The organism is Brevibacterium sp. 50QC2O2, assembly GCF_024580675.1.
GTDB lineage: Bacteria > Actinomycetota > Actinomycetes > Actinomycetales > Brevibacteriaceae > Brevibacterium > Brevibacterium moorei.
Genome location: NZ_JANIJZ010000011.1, coordinates 1 through 26,834 on the forward strand (window position 1 = coordinate 1; position 26,834 = coordinate 26,834).

At 66.3% G+C, this 26,834-nt stretch carries 25 protein-coding genes; 10 read left to right on the plus strand and 15 right to left on the minus strand.

Annotated elements, in window-relative coordinates; genetic code table 11:
* Positions 1 to 168: 168 nt before the first annotated feature.
* From NQ038_RS15655 to NQ038_RS09950, 3 genes are all read left to right on the plus strand, one after another.
* The gene (locus NQ038_RS15655; protein ID WP_257062519.1) at positions 169 to 429 is read left to right on the plus strand and encodes a hypothetical protein; all 261 of its coding nucleotides are present in this window, start codon (positions 169 to 171) and stop codon (positions 427 to 429) included.
* A gap of 196 nt (positions 430 to 625) precedes the next feature.
* Positions 626 to 1,216: a hypothetical protein gene (locus NQ038_RS09945; protein ID WP_257062520.1), complete on the plus strand. Its 591-nt coding sequence runs from the start codon at positions 626 to 628 to the stop codon at positions 1,214 to 1,216.
* A 100-nt stretch (positions 1,217 to 1,316) separates the two neighbouring features.
* Positions 1,317 to 3,056: a hypothetical protein gene (locus NQ038_RS09950; protein WP_257062521.1), complete on the plus strand. Its 1,740-nt coding sequence runs from the start codon at positions 1,317 to 1,319 to the stop codon at positions 3,054 to 3,056.
* Between the two features lie 4 nt (positions 3,057 to 3,060).
* Here the strand turns inward: NQ038_RS09950 and NQ038_RS09955 are convergent, their stop codons facing one another.
* The 7 genes from NQ038_RS09955 to NQ038_RS09985 form a co-directional block, all read right to left on the minus strand.
* Positions 3,061 to 3,798 carry an ABC transporter permease gene (locus tag NQ038_RS09955; protein WP_257062522.1) on the minus strand — a complete coding sequence of 246 codons (738 nt, stop codon included), beginning with the start codon at positions 3,796 to 3,798 and terminating at the stop codon, positions 3,061 to 3,063.
* A gap of 49 nt (positions 3,799 to 3,847) precedes the next feature.
* Positions 3,848 to 5,359 carry an ATP-binding cassette domain-containing protein gene (locus NQ038_RS09960; RefSeq protein WP_257062523.1) on the minus strand — a complete coding sequence of 504 codons (1,512 nt, stop codon included), beginning with the start codon at positions 5,357 to 5,359 and terminating at the stop codon, positions 3,848 to 3,850.
* Positions 5,352 to 6,173 carry an energy-coupling factor transporter transmembrane component T gene (locus NQ038_RS09965; RefSeq protein ID WP_257062524.1) on the minus strand — a complete coding sequence of 274 codons (822 nt, stop codon included), beginning with the start codon at positions 6,171 to 6,173 and terminating at the stop codon, positions 5,352 to 5,354. Before NQ038_RS09965 ends, NQ038_RS09960 begins: the two co-directional genes overlap by 8 nt.
* Complete coding sequence (locus NQ038_RS09970; protein WP_257062525.1) at positions 6,170 to 6,949, minus strand: histidine kinase; 780 nt, start codon at positions 6,947 to 6,949, stop codon at positions 6,170 to 6,172. Before NQ038_RS09970 ends, NQ038_RS09965 begins: the two co-directional genes overlap by 4 nt.
* Before the next feature lie 98 nt (positions 6,950 to 7,047).
* On the minus strand, positions 7,048 to 8,085 hold the full coding sequence (locus NQ038_RS09975; RefSeq protein ID WP_257062526.1) for a nucleoside hydrolase: 1,038 nt from the start codon (positions 8,083 to 8,085) through the stop codon (positions 7,048 to 7,050).
* Between the two features lie 106 nt (positions 8,086 to 8,191).
* Positions 8,192 to 8,434: a YbdD/YjiX family protein gene (locus NQ038_RS09980; RefSeq protein ID WP_257062527.1), complete on the minus strand. Its 243-nt coding sequence runs from the start codon at positions 8,432 to 8,434 to the stop codon at positions 8,192 to 8,194.
* Positions 8,431 to 10,680, minus strand: a complete 2,250-nt coding sequence (locus NQ038_RS09985; RefSeq protein ID WP_257048610.1) for a carbon starvation CstA family protein — start codon at positions 10,678 to 10,680, stop codon at positions 8,431 to 8,433. The genes NQ038_RS09980 and NQ038_RS09985 overlap by 4 nt, the downstream gene beginning before the upstream one ends.
* Positions 10,681 to 10,934: 254 nt before the next feature.
* Between NQ038_RS09985 and trpS the strand changes: the two genes are divergently transcribed.
* Both trpS and NQ038_RS09995 read left to right on the plus strand, forming a co-directional pair.
* Entirely contained in the window at positions 10,935 to 11,942 is a 1,008-nt protein-coding gene (gene trpS, locus NQ038_RS09990; protein WP_257048611.1) for a tryptophan--tRNA ligase, read from the plus strand.
* 46 nt (positions 11,943 to 11,988) lie between these two features.
* A complete protein-coding gene (locus tag NQ038_RS09995) occupies positions 11,989 to 13,140 on the plus strand; it encodes an App1 family protein (protein WP_257048612.1) in 1,152 nt (383 codons plus the stop codon).
* A gap of 61 nt (positions 13,141 to 13,201) precedes the next feature.
* Here NQ038_RS09995 and NQ038_RS10000 read toward each other — a convergent pair whose 3' ends face one another.
* The 6 genes from NQ038_RS10000 to sdhC all read right to left on the minus strand — a co-directional run bounded on the left by NQ038_RS10000 (position 13,202) and on the right by sdhC (position 19,326).
* Positions 13,202 to 14,497: a serine hydrolase gene (locus tag NQ038_RS10000; protein ID WP_257048613.1), complete on the minus strand. Its 1,296-nt coding sequence runs from the start codon at positions 14,495 to 14,497 to the stop codon at positions 13,202 to 13,204.
* Between the two features lie 25 nt (positions 14,498 to 14,522).
* The gene (locus tag NQ038_RS10005; RefSeq protein WP_257062528.1) at positions 14,523 to 15,701 is read right to left on the minus strand and encodes a serine hydrolase; all 1,179 of its coding nucleotides are present in this window, start codon (positions 15,699 to 15,701) and stop codon (positions 14,523 to 14,525) included.
* Positions 15,702 to 15,901: 200 nt separating this feature from the next.
* Positions 15,902 to 16,699: a succinate dehydrogenase iron-sulfur subunit gene (locus NQ038_RS10010; RefSeq protein WP_257048615.1), complete on the minus strand. Its 798-nt coding sequence runs from the start codon at positions 16,697 to 16,699 to the stop codon at positions 15,902 to 15,904.
* Positions 16,699 to 18,459 (minus strand): succinate dehydrogenase flavoprotein subunit, encoded by a 1,761-nt coding sequence (sdhA, locus tag NQ038_RS10015; RefSeq protein ID WP_257048617.1) that lies wholly within the window; start codon positions 18,457 to 18,459, stop codon positions 16,699 to 16,701. The genes NQ038_RS10010 and sdhA overlap by 1 nt, the downstream gene beginning before the upstream one ends.
* A gap of 37 nt (positions 18,460 to 18,496) precedes the next feature.
* Positions 18,497 to 18,949, minus strand: a complete 453-nt coding sequence (locus tag NQ038_RS10020) for a succinate dehydrogenase hydrophobic membrane anchor subunit (protein ID WP_257048633.1) — start codon at positions 18,947 to 18,949, stop codon at positions 18,497 to 18,499.
* Entirely contained in the window at positions 18,949 to 19,326 is a 378-nt protein-coding gene (sdhC, locus tag NQ038_RS10025) for a succinate dehydrogenase, cytochrome b556 subunit (protein WP_257048618.1), read from the minus strand. Before sdhC ends, NQ038_RS10020 begins: the two co-directional genes overlap by 1 nt.
* Before the next feature lie 391 nt (positions 19,327 to 19,717).
* Here sdhC and NQ038_RS10030 point away from each other — a divergent pair, with 391 nt between their 5' ends.
* From NQ038_RS10030 to NQ038_RS10045, 4 genes are all read left to right on the plus strand, one after another.
* On the plus strand, positions 19,718 to 20,833 hold the full coding sequence (locus tag NQ038_RS10030) for a mannose-1-phosphate guanylyltransferase (RefSeq protein ID WP_257062529.1): 1,116 nt from the start codon (positions 19,718 to 19,720) through the stop codon (positions 20,831 to 20,833).
* Between the two features lie 182 nt (positions 20,834 to 21,015).
* On the plus strand, positions 21,016 to 22,182 hold the full coding sequence (locus NQ038_RS10035) for an amidohydrolase (protein ID WP_257057546.1): 1,167 nt from the start codon (positions 21,016 to 21,018) through the stop codon (positions 22,180 to 22,182).
* A 28-nt stretch (positions 22,183 to 22,210) separates the two neighbouring features.
* The gene (locus tag NQ038_RS10040) at positions 22,211 to 23,317 is read left to right on the plus strand and encodes an adenosine deaminase (protein WP_257057544.1); all 1,107 of its coding nucleotides are present in this window, start codon (positions 22,211 to 22,213) and stop codon (positions 23,315 to 23,317) included.
* Complete coding sequence (locus NQ038_RS10045) at positions 23,314 to 23,922, plus strand: hypothetical protein (RefSeq protein WP_257057542.1); 609 nt, start codon at positions 23,314 to 23,316, stop codon at positions 23,920 to 23,922. The genes NQ038_RS10040 and NQ038_RS10045 overlap by 4 nt, the downstream gene beginning before the upstream one ends.
* A 67-nt stretch (positions 23,923 to 23,989) precedes the next feature.
* On the opposite strand, the gene NQ038_RS10050 is transcribed toward NQ038_RS10045, so the two are convergent.
* Together NQ038_RS10050 and NQ038_RS10055 are read right to left on the minus strand one after the other, a co-directional pair.
* The gene (locus NQ038_RS10050; protein WP_257048623.1) at positions 23,990 to 24,787 is read right to left on the minus strand and encodes a hypothetical protein; all 798 of its coding nucleotides are present in this window, start codon (positions 24,785 to 24,787) and stop codon (positions 23,990 to 23,992) included.
* Positions 24,788 to 24,920: 133 nt separating this feature from the next.
* The gene (locus tag NQ038_RS10055) at positions 24,921 to 25,430 is read right to left on the minus strand and encodes a MarR family winged helix-turn-helix transcriptional regulator (protein ID WP_257048624.1); all 510 of its coding nucleotides are present in this window, start codon (positions 25,428 to 25,430) and stop codon (positions 24,921 to 24,923) included.
* Between the two features lie 221 nt (positions 25,431 to 25,651).
* Here NQ038_RS10055 and sucC point away from each other — a divergent pair, with 221 nt between their 5' ends.
* Positions 25,652 to 26,818: an ADP-forming succinate--CoA ligase subunit beta gene (sucC, locus tag NQ038_RS10060; RefSeq protein ID WP_257048625.1), complete on the plus strand. Its 1,167-nt coding sequence runs from the start codon at positions 25,652 to 25,654 to the stop codon at positions 26,816 to 26,818.
* Positions 26,819 to 26,834 lie beyond the last annotated feature (16 nt).

Sequence of the window (26,834 nt, forward strand, 5' to 3'; positions counted from 1 at the left end):
ACGGAAGACTCGAGCACCTCCGAGGCTCCGCCCTCGGCTTCCGGAACCTGACCAACTACGTTGCACGCAGCCTCCTGGAAGCAGGGGGATTCAGACCCCAACTACACTCCCAAATCGGATGAGCCGGTTAAGGGCACCGATGCGAAATCGTACTCGGGTGCTTTTGAAGTGGTAGGCGACTCGGTCGCCGGCGGTGACGACGGGGACGACAACACCTCGAATGACAATGGCGACGGCTCCGGAGCCAATGGGGATTCTGCGGGTTCCGATGACGGCTCCACCTCTGACGAGGCGAATGCCGGCGGTAACACTGGCGGCAGCCTACCCAAGACCGGTGCCGAACTGGGCGCACTGGGTGCCGGCATCGTGCTGCTGGTAGGCGGTGGAGCAGCCGTTCTGCTGACCCTGCGCCGCCGCAAGAAGAACTGACCCGCGAACGCTGGAGGGCTTCGTCTCAACCGAGGAGAAGCCCTTCCTACTATGTGTTACACATCACATGAGGCTAGTCCCATACCTGTATGAAGCGTAGGCAAACCTTGATAGAGTGCTGAATGAGCGAATCATTCGGTCAGCGCTGAGGATGAATTCGCTCAGTCAGAACCATCACCCTAGAAGGGAATCCCAAGTGAACAAGTCAAAGCTTGTCTCGCGTTTCGGGTCTGCCGCATTGGCGGTTGGACTTGCAATTGGCGGCACTGTTGCCGTTGGTGTTTCCAGTGCATCGGCACTGGGCGAAGAACTCGGAAAGAACTGCGGCTGGCCGTCAACAACTGACGGATCGCAGACGGTTGAAAACGGTTATACGGTTTCGAACTGCGAAAGCACCTTGAACGGCGTGAAGGATAGTGCCGTCGTCAAGGTTAAGACGACGGTTGCGAAGGGTGGCAAACTCCGCGTCACCGCGACCGGCCTCAAGACGTCCACTGGCGAACGGTCGTGGGTGGCTTTGAAGTGGGATGGGGGCGATACGGTTTACCCCAATAGCACGCTTTCCAATCCGGTGACGAATGACTCCTTGCCCGCTGACGTCATGTTTGTGGAGCATGCCAATCCGGATGGCACTCTGACCGCCAACTTCGATATTCCAAACGGTTCGAACAACCGCGATGGTGTTGATTGGGCGACCGGCTCGACGCACACGGTCAACTTGTTGACGGGTTCGATTGCACCGGGAGATTTCGTCCGCGGAGTGCGCGCTGAGTTCACCGTGAACTGAGTGTGAGTTTATTCCGGTGGCCGGGTATCCAGTTGGATGCCCGGCCGCTGGCTCTGTCGATCGGGATTAATCCCCGGTCTTAGTCTATGGAGGTATATATATGGGAAGATCGTGGATTTCCCGAGTCTTAGGTAAACGTCTGAGCGCGATGGGTGTTGCCGTAGCACTTGGCGTCGCTGCTCCAATGGCGGCATCTGGCGTGACGAGTCTTGCGTCGCCGGCTTATGCGGATGAGAAGGCTGCGGCGGCCAGTATCAATGTCCCGGCTACTGCGGTCGAAGGCACATCGATTACTCTAAGCGGGAAGAATTGGCTGAACCCCAAACCCAATTCCAAGGGCTGGAACGGCATCTCTGTCGCATTCAAGCTTGACGGTGGAAATGTCTGGCGGACTGGTGCAATCGATTACAATGGCGATCAGCTTGACGTGCAGCGGGGTAGTTCGGGAAAGGTCACTGATAAGGGTGGTCCTGGCGAGCTGACCCGTGGAAGTGTTTGGGGTGCGGTGAAGGCTGACGAGGAGACCGGAGACTGGTCGATCGACTTGCCCCTTCCCAATGATGAGAATGCGACAAGTTCTGATTTACAGGATGGGCGAACGGACACTCCTATATCTGAGAACTGGAAGATTGGCACGCACCATTCGGTGCAGATTCTCTCTGGAAGTATCGTGTCGGGTGATACCGCTCAGCCGGTTTCACCAAATGTATTCTCGTTCGATATAACCGGTGAAGATGGCGTGATTGTCACACCGGAGCCGACGGAAACTGAACCAGTTGAGCCATTTTCGGGCGAGTTTTCCTGGGATGTTTTAAGTGTCGACCCTGTGGACGGGGTTGATATGAAGTTGTCAGTTAAGAATTTTAAGAATGTTCCAAAAAATAATGTTGGCAAAAATCCTCCTTGGATTATTGCATATCTTGTACCTAAGGGAACGAAATACTTAGCAGGTAATCTTAAGCTGGAATATATATATCCCAAGAAGGAGGATGATAGCGATTCGAGGTGGGACTTTGAATCTGCAGTGCCGTTCACTTTGTACCCGGAAGATCTGTCTAAAGATGTTGAGTACGAAATTGTTTTTGAGTCAGCAAACGGTTTCGCTGAAAATCCGGTAATATTCTACCGCACACCGTTTGCCCTCACCGCTGAGCAGAGGGCGATTCTGTGGCCCGAGGAAGAAACGCCCGAACCCTCTGAGTCTGCAGCGACTGACGAGCCTTCGGACGAGCCGACCTCTGAACCGTCGGAGCCGGAAGAAACTGAATCGGCAGAACCCGAAGAGACCGAGTCCTCTGAGCCTGAGGAGACAGAATCTTCGGACCCCGAGGAATCCGAATCCAGCGAACCGAGCGACACGGAGTCTGCGGAGCCCGAAGAAACGGAATCCAGCCAGCCAGAGGAAACCGAGTCCTCGGAGCCCGAGGAGACCACTCCCGCTGAGTCGCCGGAGCCCACGACCGAACCCGCCGGGGAACCCTCCGACGAAGCCACGGACGAGGCTACCGATGACGGGGCAGACCCGGCAGACGAGCCGTCCAAGGGCACGGATGAGTCATCCGAAGGCGCGGATGAGCCGTCCACCGGGGCCGATGAACCGACGAACGGTGAGGACGAGCCGTCAGCCGGTGCAGGCGCGCCGGAGGATGATTCCTCCGACGTCGCCGAGGATGCCGAAGACGCCGCCTCCACTGGCGACGATGATTCGACCGGCAACGGTTCGGATAACAGCGGTAAACTGCCGCGTACCGGTATCGAACTGACAGCTGCGGGCATCGGCCTGGCCCTGCTCCTGGTGGGCGCCGTGACCGTTGTGATCAGCCGTCGCAAGCGCCAGTAGGCGATTATTCGGGGCGGCGCAGCGGACGTCGCAGCCCCGTCACCACGGTGATCGCGGTGATACTGCCCGTTGCCAGCAGGCCGGCCAGGACCAGAATCTGGAACTGGCCGGCCTGCAGTGGTGACAGGCCACCGAAGATCGCCCCTACGAAGGCGCCCGGCAGCGTCACCAGTCCCGTGGTCTTCGCCTGGTCGGTATTGGGCACCAGCGCATTCGCCACAGCCAGCCGCGCGATCCGGCGCACAGCCTGGGCCTCGGTCGCGCCCAGGGCCAGCCAGGCCTCGACCTCGGCCCAATGGTCGGCCAGCGACTGGCGGTACCCGCGGGCGGACAGGGTCGCCACCGTCATCGACCCGCCGATGATGATCCCTCCTAAGGCCAGCAGATACCGCGGGGAGAACTCCACCGCGCCACTGCCGAAGATCACCAGCAGACTGGTCAGCGCACCGCCTGCCATCGCCGTCCCCATCACCGCCGCATGACGGGCCGACCAACCGATCCGCCGGGTCGCGGTCGTCCATGCCACCGTGAACATGACCAGCAGCGCAGCTGCGATCCACACATAACTGGTGATGACCGTGCCCAAGATCAGGCTGATGAGTGCCAGCTGAACCGCCCCGCGCACCACAGCCCACAGCTGGGACCAGCGGGGCGCGCCCTGGAAGACGGACAACAGTACGGTCGTCAGGACGGCCAGGATCACCACGGCGATGATCACGTGCAGGGGACTGGTGACGCTCACGGGCGCTCCTGGGGAACGGGCATGGACCCATTCTCACAGGCCACCGGCTCTAAGCCGTGCCCAGGTCCACCCGGTGCGATGACACGGTAGCGGCCCATCGATGATCGTGGGTGGTCAGGATGACGGCCCCGCCCGCTGCGCTGAACTCCTCGACCAAAGCGGTCAGCGCGATGATCCCGGCCCGATCGCGGCCCAGGGTGGGTTCGTCGAGCAGCAGAATGCTGGCCCCCAGCATCAGCGCCGTGCCGATCACCAGGTCCTTGCGCTGCGCCGGGCCCAGATCATGGGGATGGACGTCCACCTGATCGGCCAGGCCGATCCGTTCGGCCACCTGCTCGGCCTGCTGGACGCGCCGGGCCCTGGCCTCGGCCCGCTGTTTGCGCGGCAGGCGCGGCAGCGGAGTGGCGCGGACCAGTTCGGCGCGCACACTCGCTGCGGACAGCTGGGCGGATGGATCCTGTCCCACCCAGGCCAGATGGGCCGCGCGTAGATGGGCCGGCAACTGTGCCAGGTCGAGGTGCTCCGGGCCGAAGAGGATGCGCCCGGACACCCGCGCCCCGGTATCGAGGATGCCCGCCAGCGCCCGCAGCAGGGTCGACTTGCCGATGCCGTTGGGACCCTCCAGAGCCAGCACCTGGCCCGCGCCCAGGCTGAGACCCACCTGGTCGAGGATCGTGTGTGTGCCACGTGAAACGGTCAAATCCTCAATGCGGAGAAGTGGTTCTGCCTGTGCAGCGTTCGCATCCCTGCCGCTCGGACCCAGCGGCCCCGTGGGGGAGAAGTCTGCAGCTTGGGCCGGGCCGGCTACGTCCGCCTCCAGCATGCTCCAGACCCCGTGGTCCGCCAGCAACACGTCGGTGGGTCGGCCGGAGACCTCGCCGGTGATCCGGCCGGCCTCCAGGAACAGTGTGCGGTCGGCCGCTGCGGTGACCTCGTCGTGTTGATGCCCGGTGACCAGCACGGAACCTCCGCGCACGCAGTGTTCACGCAGGATCCGCGCCAGGCGCGCCCGGCCCACCCGGTCCAGGGACAGGGACGGCTGATCGAGCACCAGGGTGACCGGCTCCAGGGTCAGCAGGCCCGCCAGCGCTGTCAGCTGGCGCTGCCCACCGGACAGGGTATCCAGCCGGCGGTCCCACAACTCCGTGATCCCCAGGCATCCGCACTGGGCCGCGGCGCGCCTGCGCGGCTCGGCCCCACCTTGCAGGCGCAGGGGCAACTGGACCTCGTCGCGGACCAGGCTGGTCATCCCGGTCAGCTGAGCCTCCGGATCGTCGCCGAGCATCGCCGCCTGGCCGGCTGGGACGCTCACCGGGAGCTCCCAGGCCGGATGCCGGGCGACCTCCTGGGCCGGGTCACCGGTGAAGCCCTGCCCGGCGGAGGGTTCATGGTGGGGCTCGGGGTCGATCCCGCAGGCGCTCATGCACACGGTGGACAGGCCGGCACCCCGCGGACCCAGCACGGCCAGGTATTCGCCGGGCCGCAACACGATTCCGATGCCGGCCGCTGTGCCCGGTGCTGCGTTCGGCACTGTGCCGGAGGGCGTGGATGGTTCAGACACCGAGGACCTCCAGAATCCGGGTGGCGGTGGGCAGGGGCAGCAGATGGGCCGAGGACGCGACGACGAGGACCAGCACCAGGACCGGCATGGCCCAGCGGCAGACGCGCTGCACGGGGGAATCGGCATGATCCTGCAATGGTCCCGGACGCCGTGCCCCCGGCCCCGACACATGCCCCAGCCCACGCTGGGCCAATGTCACCTGACGCTGATCCATCTGCACCAGTGCACCGGTGAACAGCGCGGCCAGGAGTCCCGGCAACAGAGTCAGACGCGCGCGCAGGCGGGAGGTGTCCCAGCCTCGGGCACGGTGGGCGGCCAACAGCGCGCGCGTCTGCGCGCCCAACTGCCCGGCCAGGCCCAGGGCGGAAGCGCAGACCTGCGCGATCCGCACGGGCACGCGCAGCGCCACCAGCGCGTCGAACAGCCGCGCGGAATCCGAGCCCAGGGCGAACAGTGCGCTGACCGCCACGGTGCCGGCCACCCGCAGCCACAACTGCACGGCGATGGCCAGGCCCTCGACCGTGATGTGCGCGGGCCCGGCGCTCCACAGCACCGTGACCCGCTCACCGGGATAGAACAGCCCTTGGATGATCAGCGTCATCACCAGTACGGGCAGGGACACGAACGCCAGGGTCGCAGCCCAGGTGCGCAGGCGCACGGAGCGGGACGCGGCCGCCACGCAGCCCGCCGCCACGATCACGGCGGCCGGCACCAGCGGCGATGACACGCCGAACACCAGGAACAGGGCGCACAGAGTGGCCAGGACCTGGGTGGCCGGGTGCAGGCGCGGGGTGGGCGCGGGAGCGGGTGTCACCGCCGGGAGAAGCGGGCGTAGGGCGCCTTGCGCAGGATCCGCTGGGGCAGGGAGCGCAGGACCAGGAACGCCAGCAGGAAGATAAGCGCCTTGTCGATCGTGTCCGAGGCCAGGGACTGGATGGTGGTCGCGTTGACGACCTCGAGGCCCGCGGCCTGCAGGGTCGCGACGACCCCGCCGGTGCCCACGCCCAGGCCGCCGCCGTAGATGTAGGCGGCCACGGGTGCGCCGATCGCCCCGGCCGGCACACCGACGATGAGGCCCGCGATGATGGCGGTCCAGATGCGTTTGAAGGCCCCGGTCCGGGCGGCCCAGCCGGCTGCGGCGCCGGCGAAGGCGGCACCGGCGGTGAAGGCGATGGTCGACGGGCCCAGGGTCAGGCCCCAGATGAGGTTCGACAGGATGCCGGTCAGCGCGCCGGCGGCGGGGCCGGCCATCACGCCCACCAGGACTGAGCCGATCGAATCCAGATACAGGGGGATGGGCAGCTTGCCCACGATCTCGCCGAGCACCACGTTCAGGGCGATGGCCACGGGGATCATGGCGAAGGTGGTCGCGGGGATGAAGGCCAGGGAGCCGGCGGCGATGAGGACGCCGCCCAGCAGATAGCCGCACATGACGCCCAGCGCTGCGCTGCCCAGGTCGGTGGACAGGGTGGCCGGCTGGGTGAGCAGGACGGTGATGTAGGTGCCGATGATGACGGCCGCACCCAGGCCGATGGCCACGAGCGACCAGGTCCGGCGGGCCGAGGAAGGTGTGGAGCTCGAGGTGTTCACTGAGGTGTTTTCTGTGGTTTCTCCGGGACCCGTCGGTGCGGCGGGCCCCTGCCCAGATGCGCTATCGGTGGGCCGGGGGTGGGGTGAAGTCGACATGGTTATGCCTTGGGTCCTTTGCCTAGGGTGGTCAGAAGATGGGCGATGAACGACTCGGAGTCGATCGACCGGATGATCTCCAGGTTGTCGGGCCTATCCCAACGTCCCAGCCAATCCGCGACGGTTTCGCCACGTGTGAGTGTACCGGTCAGCTCCACATCGGCGGCAGTCGTGGCGGTGCGCGACCAGGGGATGGGGGCGGGGGCCGAGGCCGCGGGGGCGGAGTGGGCCCAGGCGAGTGCCGCTGCCACCACGAAGGGATCGTGGATGTGGGCGAGATAACCGTGGCCGTCCCACTGGTGGAACTCGAAGTAGAACTTCAGCGCCTGCGCCAGCTGCTCGAGCCAGGCGTGCCAGCCGGCCCCGTGCTCGTAGCGCAGCACCATGTTCAGCCGCTGCGGAGTCATGACCACGGCCTCGGTCGCCTCGATCGGCGCGATGACCGGCAGCACGGGCGCCTTGGCGCCGAACTCGCGGATCACCCGGGCGGTGGATTCGGGATCGAAGGTGACGTTCCACTCGGTGGTCGGGTGGGTGTTGCCGCGGTAGTTGAAGGCCCCGCCCATGATGAACAGGCGGCGGACCAGACGGGGCAGTTCGGGCTCGATGTCCAGGGCCAGGGCCAGGTTGGTCGCGGGTCCGATCACCACGCCGATCAGTTCCCCCGGATGGGCGCGTGCCGCATCGACCCAGGCCTGTGCCGCGGACACCGGGCTGGGGGCCGAATGTTCCGGCAGCTGCGCATAGCCGGCGCCGGTGGGGCCGTGGGTGTCATCGGCGTAGACGGGATCGCCTGTGCGCTCGCCGGACAGATGGGCCAGGGGCAGGTCCGAGCCCGGGTGGACGGGGGTGGAGGTGTCGCCGGCCAGGGCGAGCCAGCCCAGGGCGTTCGCGGTGACCTGGGCCGTGGGCACATTGCCGCCGCTGGCGGCAACCCCCACCAGGTCGACGTCGGGCCGGCACAGGACATAGCCCAGGGCGATGGCGTCGTCGATGCCGGGGTCGCAGTCCAGGAACAGGGGAATCTTCGGTGCGTGCATGCCTCTATTGTCCCTGGGGCCTTCCAAACTGCGCCGACCCGTCAAAGAAGTGCGAATCCCCGGAGGAAGTTCGAACTTTTTTGACGGGTCGGCGGGAGGGTGGGTTCTAGCAGCAGCGGGCCTGGGGCTCGCGGTCCTGGCGGTCCGTTTTGTCCCGCCAGTATTCGCGTTCGCTCATCGCCCCGTGCGAACAGCCGTGTCTGGCCACATAGGCGTCCAGGTAGTGCTTGTAGCCGTTCTCACCGGAGACCTCGCGGGCATACCACAGGACGAACCCCGCGGCCCGGCCCACCCGGGCCCACGCCCGGGCGAGCAGGGAGCGGAAGCCGGGCGTGGCCTCGGCGCTCATGCGCCGTGCCCGTCGTGGGTCTTGATGCCGTGGGCCACGTTGTACTCGTCCCACTGGGCCTGCAGTTCCTTCTCCGCTTTGGTGTCGATGAAGCCGGCGGCGGCGAAGGTCTTGGTGGGGGTGAAGGGCTCCTCACTGGTGGGCAGGGAGCCGGCGCGGATCGCCTGGTAGCTCTTGATCAGCGTGACGATCACGACCAGCACCACGATGACCGCGAACAGCACGGACAGTGAACCCTGGATGAAGGTGTTGCGGACAACGGCCTCCATCGCCTCGACGCCCTTGGTGGTGCCCAGTTCCGTCTTGCCGTCGGCCAGCGCGTTCTTGTACGTGAAGTGCTGCGACCAGTAGCCCACCGTGGGGCGGGAGTCGAAGATCTTCTGCCAGGACGCAGCCATGGTCACGGCCAGGTCCCAGACCAGCGCGATGCCGGGGATCCACACATATTTCGCCTTGCCCATCTTGCACACGATCGCGCAGACCACGGACAGGGCGATCGCGGCCAACAGCTGATTGGACAGACCGAACAACGGGAACAGCGTGTTGATGCCGCCCAGGGGATCGGTCACGCCCATCAGCAACACGCCGCCCCAGGCCGCGATGACGATCGCGGTGGTGATCAGACCACCGGGGATCCACGAGGGGTTCTTGAACGGCTTGATGAAGTTGCCCAGGAAGTCCGAGAGCATGAAGCGGCACACGCGGGTACCGGCGTCGATCGTGGTCAGGATGAACAGCGCCTCGAACATCACGGCGAAGTGGTACCAGAAGCTCATCATGGCCGGCCCGCCCATGACATTGTGCAGGATGTGCGCCATGCCCATCGCCAGGGTGGGCGCGCCGCCGGTCCGGCTGATGATGGTGTTCTCGCCGACGTCCTTGGCCGCCTGGTCCAGTTCCTGTGCGCTGGTCGACACATGGTCCAGGCCGAGGTTGTTGTTGACGAAGTCGGCGGCCGTCTGCGGGGTGCCCCCGGTCAGCGGTTCGGCGGCGTTCATCGCGAAGTAGATGCCCTTGTCCAGGCTGACCGCGGCCACCAGGGCCATGATCGCCACGAAGGACTCGGTGAGCATGCCGCCGTAGCCGATCAGGCGGATCTGCGATTCCTTCTCCACCATCTTCGGCGTGGTACCCGAACTGATCAGCGCGTGGAAGCCGGACAGGGCGCCACAGGCGATCGTGATGAACAGGAACGGGAACAGCGCACCGGCGAAGGCCGGGCCCTTGTCGTTGAACGCGAAGTCCGTGACGGCGGGCATCTGCACGACGGGGTTGACGATGATGATGCCGATGGCCAGCAGCACGATGGTGCCGACCTTCATGAACGTCGACAGGTAGTCGCGCGGGGCCAGCAGGACCCACACGGGCAGGATCGCGGCGAAGAAGCCGTAGATCATCACGCACCACACCAGGGTGGTCTTGTCCAGCAGGAAGAAGTCGTGCCAGAACGGGCTCGCGTTGACCCAGCTGCCGCCGGCGATCGCGGCCAGCAACAGCACGATGCCGATGATCGAGGTCTCCAGCACCTTGCCGGGGCGGATGTAGCGCATGTAGACGCCCATGAACAGGGCGATCGGGATGGTCATCGCGATGGAGAAGACGCCCCAGGGGGAGTCCGCCAGGGCGTTGACCATGACCAGACCCAGTACCGCGATCAGGATGATCATGATGAGCAGGATGCCGATCGAGGCGATGATGCCGCCCACATTGCCCAGCTCGTCACGGGCCATCTGGCCCAGCGAGCGGCCATTGCGGCGGGTCGAGAAGTACAGCACCATGTAGTCCTGCACGGCACCGGCGACGATGACGCCCAGGATGATCCACAGGGTGCCGGGCAGGTAGCCCATCTGTGCGGCCATCACGGGACCCACCAGGGGGCCCGCGCCGGCGATCGCGGCGAAGTGGTGGCCGAACAGCACGCGGCGGTCGGTCGGGGTGAAGTCGCGGCCGTTGTTGTTGACCTCGGCCGGCGTCGCGCGTTTGGGGTCGGGCCGGCAGATCTTCCACTCGATGTACTTGCCATAGAAGCGGTAGGCGATCAGATAGCTGCCGACCGCGGCGGCGATGAACCACGAGGCGCTCAGGTTCTCCCCGCGGACGAAGGCGATCATCACCCAGCCGACGGCGGCGATGAGCGCGATGACGACCCACAGGACGATGCGCCCCGGGGTCCATTTGGGTTTCTCGATGACGGCGACCGGTGGGTGGTCGTCGTCGGTCTTGACGTATTCGACGTTGACGGACATGGTCTGTGCTCCTTCGTACAGCGTCCGATGTTCTTGGTTGTGTCTGCGCCCGTTCAGGCTGCGGGTCGGTCCTTGTGGGATATGTGCCCGCGCGAAGGCGGCGACGGGGCGCTGGTGGGATGGTGCGGCCCGTCGTGTGCCGTTGATTCTAATCGTTCACACAGCTGAGTCACCAGCAACACGCAGGGGTGTGAGGCGAGTCATGGTCTGGCCTCGACTCTGGGCGTGTCCGTTCCAGGTGGCAGAATGGGACCATGACGGTAAGTGAAACCTCTCAGCTCCCCCGGTCCCTGTCGGGTATCCAGGCGACCTCCGACTCCCTCCATCTGGGCAACTACATCGGCGCCCTGCAGCAGTTCGTGTCCCTCCAGGAGGACCACGACGCTTTCTACTTCATCGCGAACATGCACGCGATCACCGTCGACCAGGACCCCGCCCAGCTGCGGGAGCGCACGCTGATCACCGCCGCGCAGTTCATCGCCGCCGGCCTGGACCCGGAACGCTCCACCCTGTTCGTCCAGTCGCAGGTGCCGCAGGTCGCGCAGCTGAGTTGGATCCTCGAATGCACCGCTTCGCTGGGGGAGGCCCAGCGAATGACTCAGTTCAAGGACAAGTCGGCCAAGGGCGAACGCGTGTCCCTGGGCCTGCTGACCTATCCGGCGCTGATGGCAGCTGACATCCTGCTGTACCAGGCCGACATCGTCCCGGTGGGCGAGGACCAGCGCCAGCATCTGGAGCTGACCCGCAACCTGGCCGAACGCTTCAACACGCGCTTCGGAACGACCTTCACGATCCCCGAACCCGGGATCCCCAAGGACACCGCGAAGATCTACGATCTGCAGGACCCGACCTCGAAGATGAGCAAATCGGCCAAGAGCCCCGCGGGCCTGATCAACATCCTGGACGAACCGAAGTCCGTGGCCAAGAAGATCAAGTCGGCGGTCACCGACGATGGCACCGTCATCGCCTTCGACCGTGATGCCAAGCCCGGTGTGTCGAACCTGTTGGGCATCTACTCGGCGCTCTCGGGTGAGTCGATCGACGACATCGTCGCCCAGTTCGATGGCAAGATGTACGGTCACCTCAAGGTCGCGCTCGCGGATCTGGCGGTGGAGAAGCTGACCCCGGTGCGGGAGCGGACCACGGAACTGCTGGCCGACCGCGGCGAACTCGCCCGGATCCTGGACGCCGGTGCGGCCAAGGCCGCGGCCATCGCGGACGTCACCCTGCGCGACGCCTTCACCAAGGTCGGGTTCCTCTAAGCCGGCCCGGCGCCGGCAATAGGGGAGGACCGTGGGGAGGAATGCGATGAGTGCGCACGAACAGGATGGCACGGAAGCCGTTGGGGGAAGCGGGTCCGCGCCCGAGTCCGGAAAACAGAACCGCAGCCTGCCCCGGCTGCCCAAGCTGCCCCGGACGGCGCGCCGCGGTACGGGCCCCAGCAATCTGGCACCCGAGGTCGCCCACACCGCCGCACGCGTCGAGGACGGCTTCCACTCCTGGGCCAGGGGCCGGGCCTACAAGTCGGGTTGGCAGCGCACCGTCATCGCCTATGACTCCTATGGCTCGGAATCCTCGATGCGAGTGTTGGCCCGTATGGTGCTGACCAAGGACGGGCAGCCGGCTGCTGACCGCGAGGCCTCGATCAGGGGGTGGCGGTCCTTCGTCAACGTGCCCCTGGCAGAGGAGACCGCCTGGGTCCGCGTGAACGGGGTCGAGCACATGGTGACCTCCGACCGCGGCGGGGTGATCGACGCGGTCATCCCCGGTGACTTCCGGCCCGGCCACATCGACTTCCAGATGTGGACCGAGGGTTCCAAGATCGACACGGCCACGGCCACGATCGTCGGGTCCGAGCAGCGCTTCGGGATCGTCTCCGATGTGGACGACACTGTGATGGTCACCCACTTGCCGCGGCCCATGCTGGCGGCCTGGAACAGCTTCATCCTGTCCGAACACGCCAGGTCTGCGGTTGCCGGAATGTCGGTGCTCTACGATCGGCTCATCTACATGCGGCCCAACTCTCCCATGTTCTACCTGTCCACGGGGGCCTGGAACGTCGCACCCACGCTCAAGCGCTTCCTGTCGCGCAACCTGTATCCCGCCGGCCCCCTGCTGCTGACGGACTGGGGCCCCACGAACACCCGGATGTTCCGGTCCGGGGTGGAACACAAGCGCAACTCCCTGGAGCGCCTGGCCCGGGAATTCCCCCATATGAAGTGGCTGCTGGTGGGCGACAACGGGCAGCACGACGAGGAGATCTACGCCGAGTTCGCGGAGAACCACCCGCAGAACGTCGCCGCCGTGGCGATTCGCGAGCTCACCCCGTCGGAGGCGGTCTGGGTGGGCGGTGTGTCCAAGTTCGAGGGCCGCGGCGCGGGCGTTCCCTGGGTCTACGCCCCGGATGGCGCGGGCCTGGCCTCGAAACTGACCGAACGCGGGATCATCTCCGGGATCTAGGGGATCTCAGAGGCGGCGGCCCGGGTCATGGGTGCGGTTCGGCGGTTGGTTCGGCGCGGTCTCAGCGATGGCGGGCGCGGGAGGCGCGGCGCATCCGCTTGCCCACGATGAAGCCGATGCCAAGCACCACGATGACCAACATCAATCCGCCGCCCCACAGGGCAGCGGAGTCCCCGAAGACGCGATTGTCGGCCGGGTTCTGGGCCGCGGCACCCGCAGGATTCTGGGCCGTGGGAATGGGGCCGACTTTGGCGACCGACTGGTCGATCGCCTCGAAGTCGATGGTGTCGACCGGTTTGGGCGCGGTCTGTTTGAACGCCCAGTCGAGCATGTCGATCGCCGGCTGTCGGGGCTGGTCGGTGGCTTTGAGGATCGCTGCGACGAAGGTCTTGCCACCCCGCTTGACCACTGCGACGAATGAGCCCCTGGCCTTGATCGTGTAGCCGTTCTTCAACCCCAGGCCGCCGGGCACCACGCCCGCGATCTTCGTGTGATTGGAAACCTCCATGAACGCGGGGGTCCCCGTAAAGGTCTTGCCTGCTTTCTTCGCCTTGGCCTGTTTCTTCGCCTGGGTCTTCTTCTGTTTGTCGGACAGCCCGGTGTCGAACCTGTAATTGGTGGTGCCCGCGACCTGCATCAGGTACTTGTTCTGTGTGAAGTGCTTGGCCAGCACCACCAGGTCGTGGCAGGTCATTGCCTGGCCCTTGGCGTCGAGCCCGTTGAAGGTCTTGGCAGTGGTCCCCGTCATCCCGATGGCACGCGCCTTCTTATTCAGCAGTGCCAGACCCTTGGCCTGCCCGCCGGCCGCCTGACCCAGGGCGTAGGCCGCGTCATTGGCGCTCATCATGAGCATGGCGTGGAACAGGGAGTCGATCGTATAGCTGTGCCCGGCCTCCAGGCCCACCCTGGTGCCGTCGACGTTCTCCTCGGCGCGGGTCGCCTTGTACTTCTTCTCGCGATCGGCTGCGGTGGGGAACTGGTCGATCAGCGCCAGGCCGGTCAACAGTTTGAGCACGGAGGCCGGCCAGAGCTTCTTCTCCGGGTCCTTCTCCGATAGAACCTGCCCGGAGTCCAGGGAGGCCACCATCCAGGACTCGGCCCACAGCCGCGGTGCCGCGCTGCCATCGGCGATCTTGGGGGTGACGTACATGCCCTGCTTATCCCGTTTGCCCTCCGGCTTCGCACTGGTCGTGGCCTGCGGGTCCGGCTTGGGCACTGCCTGCGCCGGAGCGGATCCGAGCGAGCCGAGGGCCGTCAGGAGCAGGGCCAGCAGCAGGCAGAGTGCCACTCGGGCCGACCGGAGACGGGTCGGTTCCAGGGTCCGACGCCGCGAGTGGTTCAGGGAATTGCGCAACACAGGCCGATTCTACGGGGCGGACGGATTATTGGGAGACACCGCCCGTCAGATGGTTGGGTCCGGCATTGTCGTCGGTGGTCCCCGGGGAGAGCGTCGGCGCCTTGGACGGCGTGGGGGTGGGCTTCGGTTTCGGCTTCGGTTTGGGCTTCTGCTCGAGCTTCTTGAAGTCGACCTTGCCGACGCTGGCGGACCTGTGGGTGAAGGCCCAGTCCAGCATGTCGATCGCCGGGCGGCGGGGCTGGTCCGATGAATGCAGGATGACGACGACATAGCTCTTGCCACCGCGCTTGGCCACGGCCACGAAGGTGCCCAGGGCCTTGGAGGTCCAACCGTTCTTCAGGCCCTGCCCACCCTTGATGAAGCCGGCGATCTTGGTGTGAGAGTAGATCTTCTGCGAGCCCGAGCGCTTGGATACGACCTGCTTGCCGCCCTTGGTCTTGTACTTGACCCCGCCCGGGAAGGTGTACGAGGTCTTCTTCACCACGCTCATCAGGTACTTGTTCTGCGTGAAGTGCTTGGCCAGAACCATCATGTCCTTGGCGGTGACGTGCTGGCCGGGCGCGTCAAGACCGTTGGGGGTCTTCGCGACGGTGTTCTTCATGCCGATCTGCTTGGCCTTGGCGTTGACGATCGCCATGGCCTTCTTGGTGCCGCCCGCACCCTGGGCCAGGGCCTGGGAGGCGTCGTTGGCGCTCATGATGAGCATCGCGTGGAACAGCTGGTCGGCGGTGTAGGAGTAGCCCGCCTTGACGCCGATCTTCGTCGGTTCGACCCCTGCAGTGGCCTTACTGATCTTGATCCGGGTCTTCTTGTCCTTGTAGTAATCGGCCAGGCCCAGCGCGGTCAGCAGTTTCAGCGTCGAAGCCGGACGCATCTGGTCGTTGCGATTGCGCGCGGCCAGGACGTTGCCCGTGTCCAGACTGCCGATGATGTACGAACTGGCATCGACCGATGGCACACCGCGAGGTTTGGCGGCCTCGGCGGGATCGGGGGCGTGGACGGCACCGGTGACCAGCACGATCGCGGTCGCCAGGCACGCGGCCAGCCAGGCCAGGCCGCGGCGGGCCGACGTGTCACGGGCAGAGAGTCCGCCGGTGTCCGAGGCGGCGCTACTCGAGGTGCGGGTGCCGCGGGTGGCGGCAGGGGCCTCGGCGGCGGGGTCGGAGCGGACATGGCTGCGCTGTGTGTAAGGGGGAAGACTCACGTCCCCGAGTCTAGGACGGGGTGGCGTCCGGGCGTTCGAACCCGCCCCGGCGCGCCCCGAAACCCACTCGCCGGCACCCAACTCGAGAACCACCCGAGTGGCTCCACAAAGACAGATGTGGCCCGAAAACTCATGAGTTTTCGGGCCACACGTGCATTTGTGGAGCCACCCGCGCCTGTGGGCACGGGTGGATCAGGCGATCAGAAGGCGCGGGCCAGCAGGGCCTGCTTGACCTCCGAGATGGCCTTGGTCACCTGGATGCCACGGGGGCAGGCCTCGGTGCAGTTGAAGGTGGTGCGGCAGCGCCACACTCCTTCCTTGTCGTTGAGCACCTCGAGGCGCAGGTCGGTGCCCTCGTCACGCGAATCGAAGATGAAACGGTGCGCGTTGACGATGGCGGCCGGACCGAAGTACTGGCCGTCGGTCCAGAACACGGGGCACGACGAGGTGCACGATGCGCACAGGATGCACTTCGTGGTGTCGTCGAAGATCGCCCGGTCCTCGGGCGACTGCAGCCGCTCACGCGTGGGCTCGTGGCCCGAGGTGATGAGGAAGGGCATGATCTCGCGGTAGGACTGGAAGAACGGTTCCATGTCCACGATCAGGTCCTTTTCCAGCGGCAGGCCCTTGATGGCCTCGACCGTGATGGTCTTGGACGTGTCCAGGTCCTTCAGCAGGGTCTTGCAGGCCAGGCGGTTGCGGCCGTTGATGCGCATGGCATCGGAGCCGCACACGCCGTGCGCGCAGGACCGGCGGAAGGTCAGCGAACCGTCCATGTCCCACTTGATCTTGTGCAGGGCGTCCAGCACGCGGTCCGTGCCGTACATTGTGACCTTGTACTCTTCCCAGTGCGGTTCCGAATCCTGTTCGGGATCGAACCGGGCGATCTTGAAGGTGCAGTCGAACGACGGGATCTCGCCGCCCTCACCGGAGACGTGGGAGGGCAGCTCGATCTTGGAAGCCGGCTCCGCGATCGCGGATTCAGGATTTGCAGTCATCAGTACTTACGCTCCTTCGGCTGGTACCGGGTGATGACGACGGGCTTGGTGCCCAGGCGCATGCCGGGTACCCCTTCGGCCACGGAATCCTCATCCCGGTAGGTCATGGTGTGGTTGAGGAAGTTGACGTCATCACGCTTGGGGAAGTCCTCGCGGGCGTGACCGCCACGCGATTCCTTGCGGTGCAGGGCTGCAACGATGACGACCTCGGCGATCTGCAGCAGGAAGCCCAGTTCGACGCCCTCGAGCATGTCCAGGTTGTAGCGCTTGCCGCGGTCCTGGATGCCGACGCTCTTGTAGCGTTCGCGCAGGGCCTCGATGTCGGCCAGCGCGGTGCGCAGAGATTCGTCGGTGCGGAACACCTGGACGTTGGTGTCCATGGTCTCCTGCAGTTCGCGGCGGATCTGGCCGACCGATTCGGTGCCGTTGGACGTCCGCATGGATTCGACCATGTCGATGACGAAGTCGGCGGCGCCTTCGGGCAGCTCCGGCATATCGGCGGTCTTGGAGTATTCCGCTGCGGCCACGCCGGCGCGCTTGCCGAACACGTTGATGTCCAGCAGCGAGTTCGTGCCCAGGCGGTTCGAGCCGTGCACGGACACGCAGGCGCATTCGCCGGCGGCGTAGAGGCCGGGGACGATGTCGGTGGCGTTCTGCAGGACCTCGGCGCCGATGTTGGTCGGGATGCCGCCCATACCGTAGTGAGCGGTGGGGAACACGGGGACGGGCTCCGTGTAGGGCTCCACGCCCAGGTAGGTGCGGGCGAACTCCGTGATGTCCGGCAGCTTCGCGTCGATGTGCGCGGGCTCCAGGTGGGTCAGGTCCAGCAGCACATAGTCCTTGTTGGGACCACAGCCGCGGCCCTCGCGGACCTCGTTGGCGATGGACCGGGCCACGATGTCACGCGGGGCGAGGTCCTTGATGGTGGGGGCGTAGCGCTCCATGAAGCGCTCACCGTCCGAGTTGCGCAGCACGGCGCCCTCACCGCGGGCGGCCTCGGACAGCAGAATGCCCAGGCCGGCCAGGCCCGTCGGATGGAACTGGAAGAATTCCATGTCCTCCAGGGGCAGGCCCTTGCGGTAGACCACGCCCACGCCGTCACCGGTCAGGGTGTGGGCGTTCGAGGTGGTCTTGAAGATCTTGCCGAAGCCGCCGGTGGCGAAGACCACGGACTTGGCACGGAAGATCTGGACTTCGCCGGTGGCCAGTTCATAGGACACGACGCCGGCGGGGCGCTTGACGCCGTCGACCTCGGTCATGATCAGGTCGAGCACGTAGTACTCGTTGTAGAACTCCACGCCGTGCTTGACGCAGTTTTGGTACAGCGTCTGCAGAATCATGTGACCGGTGCGGTCCGCGGCGTAGCAGGCGCGGCGCACGGGCGACTTGCCGTGTTCGCGGGTGTGGCCGCCGAAGCGGCGCTGATCGATCTTGCCCTCAGGGGTGCGGTTGAAGGGCAGGCCCATCTTCTCCAGGTCGAGAACCGCGTCGATGGCCTCTTTGGCCATGACCTCGGCGGCGTCCTGGTCGACCAGGTAGTCACCGCCCTTGATGGTGTCGTAGGTGTGCCATTCCCAGTTGTCCTCTTCGACGTTGGCCAGCGCGGCGCACATGCCGCCCTGGGCCGCGCCGGTGTGCGAACGCGTGGGGTAGAGCTTCGTCAGAACCGCCGTGCGCGCCCGCTGCCCCGATTCGATGGCCGCACGCATGCCGGCGCCACCTGCACCGACGATCACGACGTCGTAGTCATGTACCTGCATAGGTGATTATTCTCCTTGCGAAACTTTGGTCCGGGCCTCAGGCCTTGCAGAAGCTGGCGACGAGGCTGGGATCGGCACCGGCGGGGCACGGATCGAACGTGAAGATCACGAGCGTGCCCAGGATGAGGATGATCGCCGCGGCGACCACCAGGATGATCTGCAGTGCATTCCGGGTGCCGGTGTGTTCCGCATAGTCGTTGATGATGGTGCGCACACCGTTGGCGCCGTGGAGCATGGCCAGCCACAGCATGGCCAGATCCCAGATCTGCCAGAACGGATTGGCCCACTTGCCGCCGACGAAGCCGAAGTCGATGGCGTGAACGCCCTCGCCCATCCAGAGGTTGACGAAGAGGTGGCCGAAGATCAGGACGATCAGCAGCACGCCGGAGACGCGCATGAACAGCCATGCGAACATCTCGAACTTGCTGCGGGTTGCCTTGTGGCGGTTGTACTCGGTCCGCGGTGCCGGAATTGTCGTCGTCACGTGGATCAGCCTCCGAACGTGTGGATGAGCTGGCGGGGAACGAAGCCGATCATGATGATCAGCCAAACGACCATCATGATCCAGAAGAGCTTCTTCTGGTTCTTGGGGCCGCCCTTCCAGAAGTCGACGATGATGACGCGCAGGCCGTTGAACGCGTGGTATGCGATGGCTGCGACAAGAACGATTTCGCCCAGACCCATCAACGGGGTCTTATAGGTGCCGATAACGGCGTTGTATGCCTCAGGCGAGACGCGAACGAGTGCAGTGTCGAGCACGTGGACCAGCAGGAAGAAGAAGATGCCGACGCCCGTGACGCGATGTGCGACCCAGGACCACATCCCCTCATGTCCTCGGTACAGGGTGCCCGTCGACGCTTTAGCCACGGGATCCTCCAGGAGAGTCAGAAAGGTTGGTTACTCCGTGAAGGTACGCCCTGGGTTTAGCGCATTCCAGTTAGCGGAGCCAAAGGAGATCTGCGTCGCCTGCCAACTGCGAAAACGCTGGGTGTTTGCTTGGTTTCTTAAGACGGATCGTCTCAAAACCATAAATAGCGCACGAACCAGTTCTCTAAATGCGCTCGGACGCCGCCCGTGTACCCGTCGGCGTGTGTTGCGAGGGCTGTGATCCGGGGCGTGCTCGGGCTGTGCCGTAATTCTACAACGCGTCGAATTCAGCTGTCCAAATCACCCTGCAGAGGTATCGGGCCGGGGCCCGGCGGACCGGGGCGCGCGGCATTCCGGGATCTTACGTATTCACGTGTGTAAGGATGGACTTATGATCGCCAATCTTCATGCCATCATCCCGGCCGGCGGGTCGGGCACGCGCCTGTGGCCGCTCTCGCGCCAGTCCTCGCCGAAGTTCCTCCACGATCTGCTGGGGACCGGCCGCAGCCTGCTGCAGGCGACCTGGGACCGGGTGGAGCCGCTGGTCGATCCCGCGCACACCTGGGTCGTCACCGGGGATGCGCATGTGGCCGCGGTGCGCGAGCAGCTGCCCGGCCTGCGCGCGGACCGGGTCGTCAGCGAGCCCTCGCCCCGGGACTCGGCGGCCGCGATCGGCCTGGCGGCGATGCTCATCCACGACCTCGACCCCGAAGCGGTGGTCGGATCCTTCTCCGCCGACCACTCGATCACCAACGCCTGCGAATTCCAGCACGTGATCGAACAGGCCGTCGCGGCGGCCGCCACCGGGGACATCGTGACGATCGGGATCACGCCCACCTTCCCCTCGACGGCCTACGGCTACATTCAGACGGGCCCCGTGCTGGACCTGCCCGGCGCCCCGACCGCACGGCGCGCCAAGGCCTTCGTGGAGAAGCCCAACGCCTCCGTGGCCCGCAAGTACACCTATTCCGGGCGGTACCGCTGGAACGCCGGAATGTTCATCGCCCGCGCCGATGCGCTGCTGCACCTGTTCGCCGAACACGCGCCGGACCTGCGCACGGCCCTGCGTCGAATCGCCGATGCCTGGGACACCCCGGAGCGCACGGCGGTACTGGCCGAGGTCTGGCCCGGGCTGGAGAAGAAGTCGATCGACTACGTGGTGGCCGAGCCGGCCGCCGCGGCCGGCCGCGTGATCGTGGTGCCGGGTGACTTCGGATGGGACGACGTCGGTGATTTCGACTCGGTGGCCAAGCTGCGCCAGCCGATCGCCGGCGAGCAGACGAAGGTCGAACTCATCTCCTCTCAGACCGGCGCGCAGGTCGTCGAGGTCGAGTCCTCGGGCATCGTGATGACCGACCAGCCCAAGGTGGTGGCCGTGGTCGGCCTCGAGGGCGTGGTCGTCGTGGACACCGGCGATGCCCTGCTGGTCGCCTCGCGCACGCACGCGCAGAGTGTTAAACGCGTCGTCGAGACGCTGCGCGAAACCGGCCGCCCGGACGTGCTGTAGCCGCCGTGGCGCTCCGACCCGCCGCCCGGCGGGTCGGTAACTCGCGGGCGCGAGCGCCCCGGGCCGAGGTTGCGCCCGGTGACAGCACCGGGGCACCCGGGCGCGGCCTCGGCGTAGGATCGGAATATCCAGCGCACCCCGTGCGCCCCGCCGCCCCCGATAGCCCCACAGGACCGAACGCATTGATTGAAGAAGAGCTGGCGCCCCTGCTCGACGAGCTGGTGGAGTTCCGCCGCAACGTCCACGCCCATCCGGAACTGTCCTTTCAGGAATTCGCCACGACGGACGCGATCGTCGCCCGGCTCGAGGCCGCCGGGCTGTCCCCGCGTCGGCTCGAGCCCACCGGCGCCGTGGTCGAGGTGGGAACCGGCGAACTCAAGGTGGCACTGCGCGCCGATATCGACGCGCTGCCGCTGGACGATCTGACCGGGACGCCCTTCGCCTCGACCACCCCCGGCGTGACCCACGCCTGCGGCCACGACGTCCATCTGACCAGTCTGCTGGGCACTGCCCTGGTGCTGGATCGCATCGAGCGGAGCCGGCCCGGCGGCCTGGGCGGGCGGGTGCGCCTGATCTTCCAGCCGGCCGAGGAGGTCACTCCCTCGGGTGCGATGCGGGTGATCGAACAGGGCGTTCTGGACGATGTGCCCTGCTGCTATGCCCTGCACTGCGACCCCAATGTCGACGTGGGCAAGGTCGGCTCGCGGATCGGCCCGATCACGGCCGCCGGTGACACCGTCAACATCCGGTTGAATGGCCGCGGGGGCCACACCTCGCGCCCGCATCTGACCGAGGACCTGGTCTACGCACTGGGCAAACTGGTCACCGACCTGCCCTCGACCCTGTCGCGGCTGATCGACCCGCGCCATGCGATCTCCCTGGTGTGGGGCCATATCGAAGCCGGCCACGCGCCGAACGCGATCCCGGACGAGGGCACCCTCAACGGCACCCTGCGGGCCCTGGACGTGGACGGCTGGAACCAGGTCGCCGAGGTCCTGCCCGAGCTGGTCGAACGGATCGCCGGGCCCTACGGCGTCACCGTCCACCTGGAGCACCGCCGCGGTTCGCCCCCCACCGTCAACACCGAGGACGAGGTGACCGTGGCCGAGGCCGCGATCCGCGCCGAACTGGGCTCGTCCAGCGTGCAGTTGACCCCGCAGTCCATGGGCGGGGAGGACTTCGCGTGGTACCTCACGCACTGCCCCGGCGCGCTGATCCGCCTGGGCACGCGCACCCCCGGCGGGCACACCTTCGACATCCACCAGGGCGACTACCTGGTCGACGAGGCGGCCCTTCCCGTGGCCGTCCGGGTCTATACGGCGATCGCCCTGGCCCACCTGGGCGGCTGAGCGGGCCGAGGCGGCTAGAGTTGGGGATGTGGATACCGAGCTATTTCCCGCGCCGTCCGGCGTAGACGCGCACGACCCGATCCTGGCCCTGCCCAAGGTGTCGCTGCACGACCACCTGGATGGGGCCCTGCGACCGCAGACCATCATCGAACTGGCCGCGGCGGTGGACCACGAACTGCCCACCGCGGATGCGCCCGCACTGGGCCAGTGGTTCCGCAAGACGGCAGACTCCGGCGACTTGGTGAAGTACCTGCAGACCTTCGAACACACGGTGGCGGTCATGCAGACGGCCGATGCGCTGACCCGGGTGGCCCGCGAATACGTCATCGACGCCGCCGCGGACGGCTGCTGCTATGCCGAGGTCCGGTGGGCACCCGAACAGCACCTGCGCGCGGGCCTGGACCTGGACGCCGCTGTGGCCGCCGTGGAACGGGGCCTGGACGAGGGAGAGGCGATCGTGGCCGAGGCCGGCCGTGTGCTCAACACCGTCCAGGTCCTCACCGCGCTGCGCCAGAACGACAATTCCCTGGCGATCGCGGAACTGGCCGTGCGCCACCGCGACACCGGGGTGGCCGGGTTCGACATAGCCGGGCCCGAGGACGGCTTCCCGCCGGCGGACCACCGGCGCGCCTTCGACTACCTCCACTCCGAGTGCATGCCGGTGACGATCCACGCCGGTGAGGCCGCGGGCCTCGACAGCCTGCACTCGGCCATCACCGCCTGCCACGCCCAGCGGATCGGCCACGGGGTGCGCATCGTCGAGGACATGGACGTCGTCGACGGCCAGGGCTCCCTGGGCCGGCTGGCCGCCTGGGTGCTCGACCAGCAGATTCCGTTGGAGGTCTGCCCGCGGTCCAATGTGCAGACCGGTGCCGCTCGGTCCATCTCGTCGCACCCGATCACGGGCCTGAAGGACCTGGGGTATGCGGTGACGATCAATCCGGACAACCGCCTGATGTCGGCCACCTCGGTCTCCCGCGAGATGCGCGGGCTGGTCGATCACGCCGGCTGGGACCTCGACGACCTCGAATGGGCCACCGCCAATGCGCTTTCGGCCGCCTTCGCCCCGTTGGACGAGAGGGAGCGGCTGCTCGAGGACGTCGTCATCCCCGGGTTCGAACGGGTGGAGCTGTGAGTTCCGATCCCGCCGGCCCGCAGGAGCCGTCCGACCCGCAGGATCCGGCCGGTCTGCCGGACCCCGATGAGCCCGGGCTGAGCCGTGCGGAGCGGATCCGCCGGCTCGAACTGCGGAAGAAGGCGACGGCTGCCACTCGAACGCCGGCCCAGGTGCACGCCGGCAAGCAGGCGAAGCGCGCCGCGGACGCCCGGGTGCGCCGCCGGCTGCCCGGCACCGCCAGGCTGGCCCTGACCGGACTGCTGCTCGAGGCCGCCGAGATGATCGTGTTCGCCATCGCGCTGATCGTCCTGGAGTTGGCCACTGGAGCGCAGAACCTGGCGAGCACGCTGGCCCTGGCCGTGATGTTCATCATCCTGGGCGCCGGTATCGCCGCGATGGCCAGGGCCTTCTCCCGCTGTGCCCGCTGGGCCCGTCCGGCCTCGACCGCCTGGCAGGTGCTACTGGTGCTCACCGGGTTCTCCGGGGTGCTGGGCAATCTTGCAGCGGGCCTGATCGTCATCGTGCCGGCGGCACTGGTGCTCGTCGGCACCTTCCTGCCGGCCACGGTGCGCTATTACGAGGCGGAACTGGCCCGCCAGGACGAAGCGGCACAGCGGGGCTAGCGGGGCCGGGCGTCGCCCGCAGCTGTGCCGCCCCTAGCCGTATCGCCTGCAGCTGTGCCGGGCGCGGCTAGTCCTCGCCCTGTTCGCCGCCCTCGTCGTCGGGCAGATAGGGTTCGCAGGCCTCGGTCAGATAGTCGCCCGCGGCATCGCCATTGGAATCCCGCAGGCTCTCGGCGGTCAGCTGGATACCCCACCAGACCTCGGGGGAGGCGGCCCACTGCAGGCGCAGTTCCTCGCGCTTGGAGGGATTGTCCGCCAGAGTGTCCGCCGCCTGCTGGATCCGGTCGATCGCATCGTCGCTGCTGCAGCGTTCGGCTGCGGCCGGCCCCGAAGGGTTGAGCCCCTTGATCTCATCGGTGCTCTTGGTCTTGAGTGAGTAGGCCGATTCCGCGGTCTTGGACACGTCGAAGGTGCCCTGCAACAGGTAGAACTGCGCGGCCTTTTGCTTGTGCACGGCGGCGGCGTCGACGGTGACGCTGACGCTGTCTGGGGTATCGGAGGTGAGTGTCACGGAACCCTTGGCCGCCGGGGGATTGCCGACGTGGACATAGACCTTGAAATAGGCCGGATTCCCGGATTCGGCGGCCTTGGCCAGGGCCTGCCACAGTGGATCGGACTTCTGCGCCCCGCCCGGGGTGGTGTCGACCAGGGCCACCTCCGGGGTGCCGGAGGGCTTGGCGACGGTCTGCGCCGGTTCGGGGCTGACCGAGATCGTGTCGTCGACGACGGGGGTCGGCTGACCCTTGGGGCGTTCGCCCGCGGCGGTCTGGCAGCCGGCCAGGGCCCAGATGGACAGGCCCAGGGTGCAGGCGGCCAGCACCCGGGTGAGGCGGCCGGTCTGTGCCGACGAGGTGGAGCGCAACATGAGAAACCTTCAACCTAGGGGAAGTGCGGAGCTGGGTCGGGGCCAAGTCTATCCGCCCGCCGACCGCGAGGTCCCGGCCCGGTTACGGGGCCCGCGGGGCGTGTGCCCGCGGAGGTGGTGGATCCCAGCGGAGTCAGTCCTCGGCCGGGCGTTCGAAGCCCAGGGCCAGGGTCTTCAGCAGGCTTGCCAGCTTGGCCTGCTGGGCGGGCGTGAGGTCGTCGAGCAGCGCGGTCTCCTGGACCAGTAGATCGGCCAGGGCGTGTTCGGCGCGTTCCAGTCCGGCCGGCGTCAGGCGCACCAGGACCCCGCGTCGATCATGGGGGGAGCGGCGGCGTTCGACCAGGCCCAGGGAGACCAGCCGGTCGATCCGGTTGGTCATGGTCCCCGACGTCACCATCATCTCGCCGATCAGAGCCGACGGCGACAGCTCATAGGGGGAACCGGAACGACGCAGGGCGGACAGCACGTCGAAGCCCCACAGCTCCAGACCGTAGGCGGCGAAGGTCGACTTGCGCGCCAGGTCCAGCTGGCGGGCCAGGCGGGACACCCGGGAGAGCACCTCCATGGGTGTGACGTCCAATCCCGGTGCCTCGCGGCGCCAGGATCCGACAATGCGATCGACCTCGTCCTGCGTGGATTCCATGGGGAAATAGTATCTTGTGATCAAGATACTTGCCAACAAAGAATCTTGATGAAATCCCTTTGCTGATCGAATGTTCGTATATGAAGCTTCAGGGAGACTCCGACTATTCTACGGGATGTAGTGGTCCGGCTCACGGGCCGGACTCCTGGCCCGCGCGCCCAAGGGCTTAGAGTATTACCCGGTAGGTGATACCCACCGACGTCTAAACGTAAGGAAGACACGTGGATCTTTTTGAGTATCAGGCCCGCGACCTCTTCGAAAAGCACGGCGTGCCCGTGCTACGCGGAAAGGTCGCCACCACCCCCGCCGAAGCGAAGTCGGCAGCCGAAGAACTGGGTGGCGGCGTTGTCGTCGTCAAGGCCCAGGTCAAGATCGGCGGCCGTGGCAAGGCCGGCGGCGTGAAGGTCGCAAAGTCCCCGGAGGAGGCCGAGGCGCGCGCCACGGACATCCTGGGCATGGACATCAAGGGCCACACGACCCACAAGGTCATGATCGCCGAAGGTGCCGACATCGCCGAGGAATACTACTTCTCGGTCCTGCTCGACCGTGCGAACCGCACGTACCTGGCCATGTGCTCCAAAGAGGGCGGCATGGAGATCGAGCAGCTGGCGGTAGAGCGCCCGGAGGCCCTGGCCCGCGTGGCGGTCGACCCGATCGACGGCATCGACGAGGCCAAGGCCCGGGAAATCGCAGAGACGGCCGGCTTCGACGCGGACACCGTCGCCAAGCTGATCCCTGTGCTGCAGAGCCTGTGGATCGTCTTCGTGGGCGAAGACGCCACCCTGGTCGAGGTCAACCCGCTGGTCAAGACCGGCGCCGGTGACATCGTTGCGCTCGACGGCAAGGTGTCGCTGGACGACAACGCAGCGTTCCGCCACCCCGACCACGAGGAATTGCGCGACATCTCCGCGGAGAACCCGCTGGAGCTCAAGGCCAAGAAGCTGGACCTCAACTACGTCAAGCTCGACGGCCAGGTCGGCATCATCGGCAACGGCGCGGGCCTGGTCATGTCCACCTTGGACGTCGTCGCCTCCGCGGGCGAGAAGCACGGCGGCGTGAAGCCGGCGAACTTCCTGGACATCGGCGGCGGCGCCAATGCCGAGGTCATGGCCAACGGGCTGGACGTCATCCTGGGCGACGAGCAGGTGCGTAGCGTGTTCGTCAACGTCTTCGGCGGCATCACCGCCTGTGACGAGGTCGCCAAGGGCATCGTCAAGGCCCTGGAGATCCTGGGCGACGCGGCCACCAAGCCGCTGGTCGTGCGCCTGGACGGCAATGCGGTCGATGAGGGCCGCAAGATCCTGGCCGACGCCAACAACCCCCTGGTCACCCTGGTCGACACGATGGACGGCGGCGCCGACAAGGCCGCCGAACTGGCCGCCAAGTAAGACCTGAGAAGAGGAA

What these genes read in the sequence shown, in the direction of transcription:
- sdhA (WP_257048617.1), bottom strand. Translation starts at nt 18,459, where the DNA reads ATGCAGGTACATGACTACGACGTCGTGATCGTCGGTGCAGGTGGCGCC.
- NQ038_RS10010 (WP_257048615.1), bottom strand. Translation starts at nt 16,699, where the DNA reads ATGACTGCAAATCCTGAATCCGCGATCGCGGAGCCGGCTTCCAAGATC.
- NQ038_RS09950 (WP_257062521.1), top strand. Translation starts at nt 1,317, where the DNA reads ATGGGAAGATCGTGGATTTCCCGAGTCTTAGGTAAACGTCTGAGCGCG.
- NQ038_RS09995 (WP_257048612.1), top strand. Translation starts at nt 11,989, where the DNA reads ATGAGTGCGCACGAACAGGATGGCACGGAAGCCGTTGGGGGAAGCGGG.
- NQ038_RS09980 (WP_257062527.1), bottom strand. Translation starts at nt 8,434, where the DNA reads ATGAGCGCCGAGGCCACGCCCGGCTTCCGCTCCCTGCTCGCCCGGGCG.
- NQ038_RS09985 (WP_257048610.1), bottom strand. Translation starts at nt 10,680, where the DNA reads ATGTCCGTCAACGTCGAATACGTCAAGACCGACGACGACCACCCACCG.
- trpS (WP_257048611.1), top strand. Translation starts at nt 10,935, where the DNA reads ATGACGGTAAGTGAAACCTCTCAGCTCCCCCGGTCCCTGTCGGGTATC.
- NQ038_RS09975 (WP_257062526.1), bottom strand. Translation starts at nt 8,085, where the DNA reads ATGCACGCACCGAAGATTCCCCTGTTCCTGGACTGCGACCCCGGCATC.
- NQ038_RS10055 (WP_257048624.1), bottom strand. Translation starts at nt 25,430, where the DNA reads ATGGAATCCACGCAGGACGAGGTCGATCGCATTGTCGGATCCTGGCGC.
- NQ038_RS10030 (WP_257062529.1), top strand. Translation starts at nt 19,718, where the DNA reads ATGATCGCCAATCTTCATGCCATCATCCCGGCCGGCGGGTCGGGCACG.
- NQ038_RS10050 (WP_257048623.1), bottom strand. Translation starts at nt 24,787, where the DNA reads ATGTTGCGCTCCACCTCGTCGGCACAGACCGGCCGCCTCACCCGGGTG.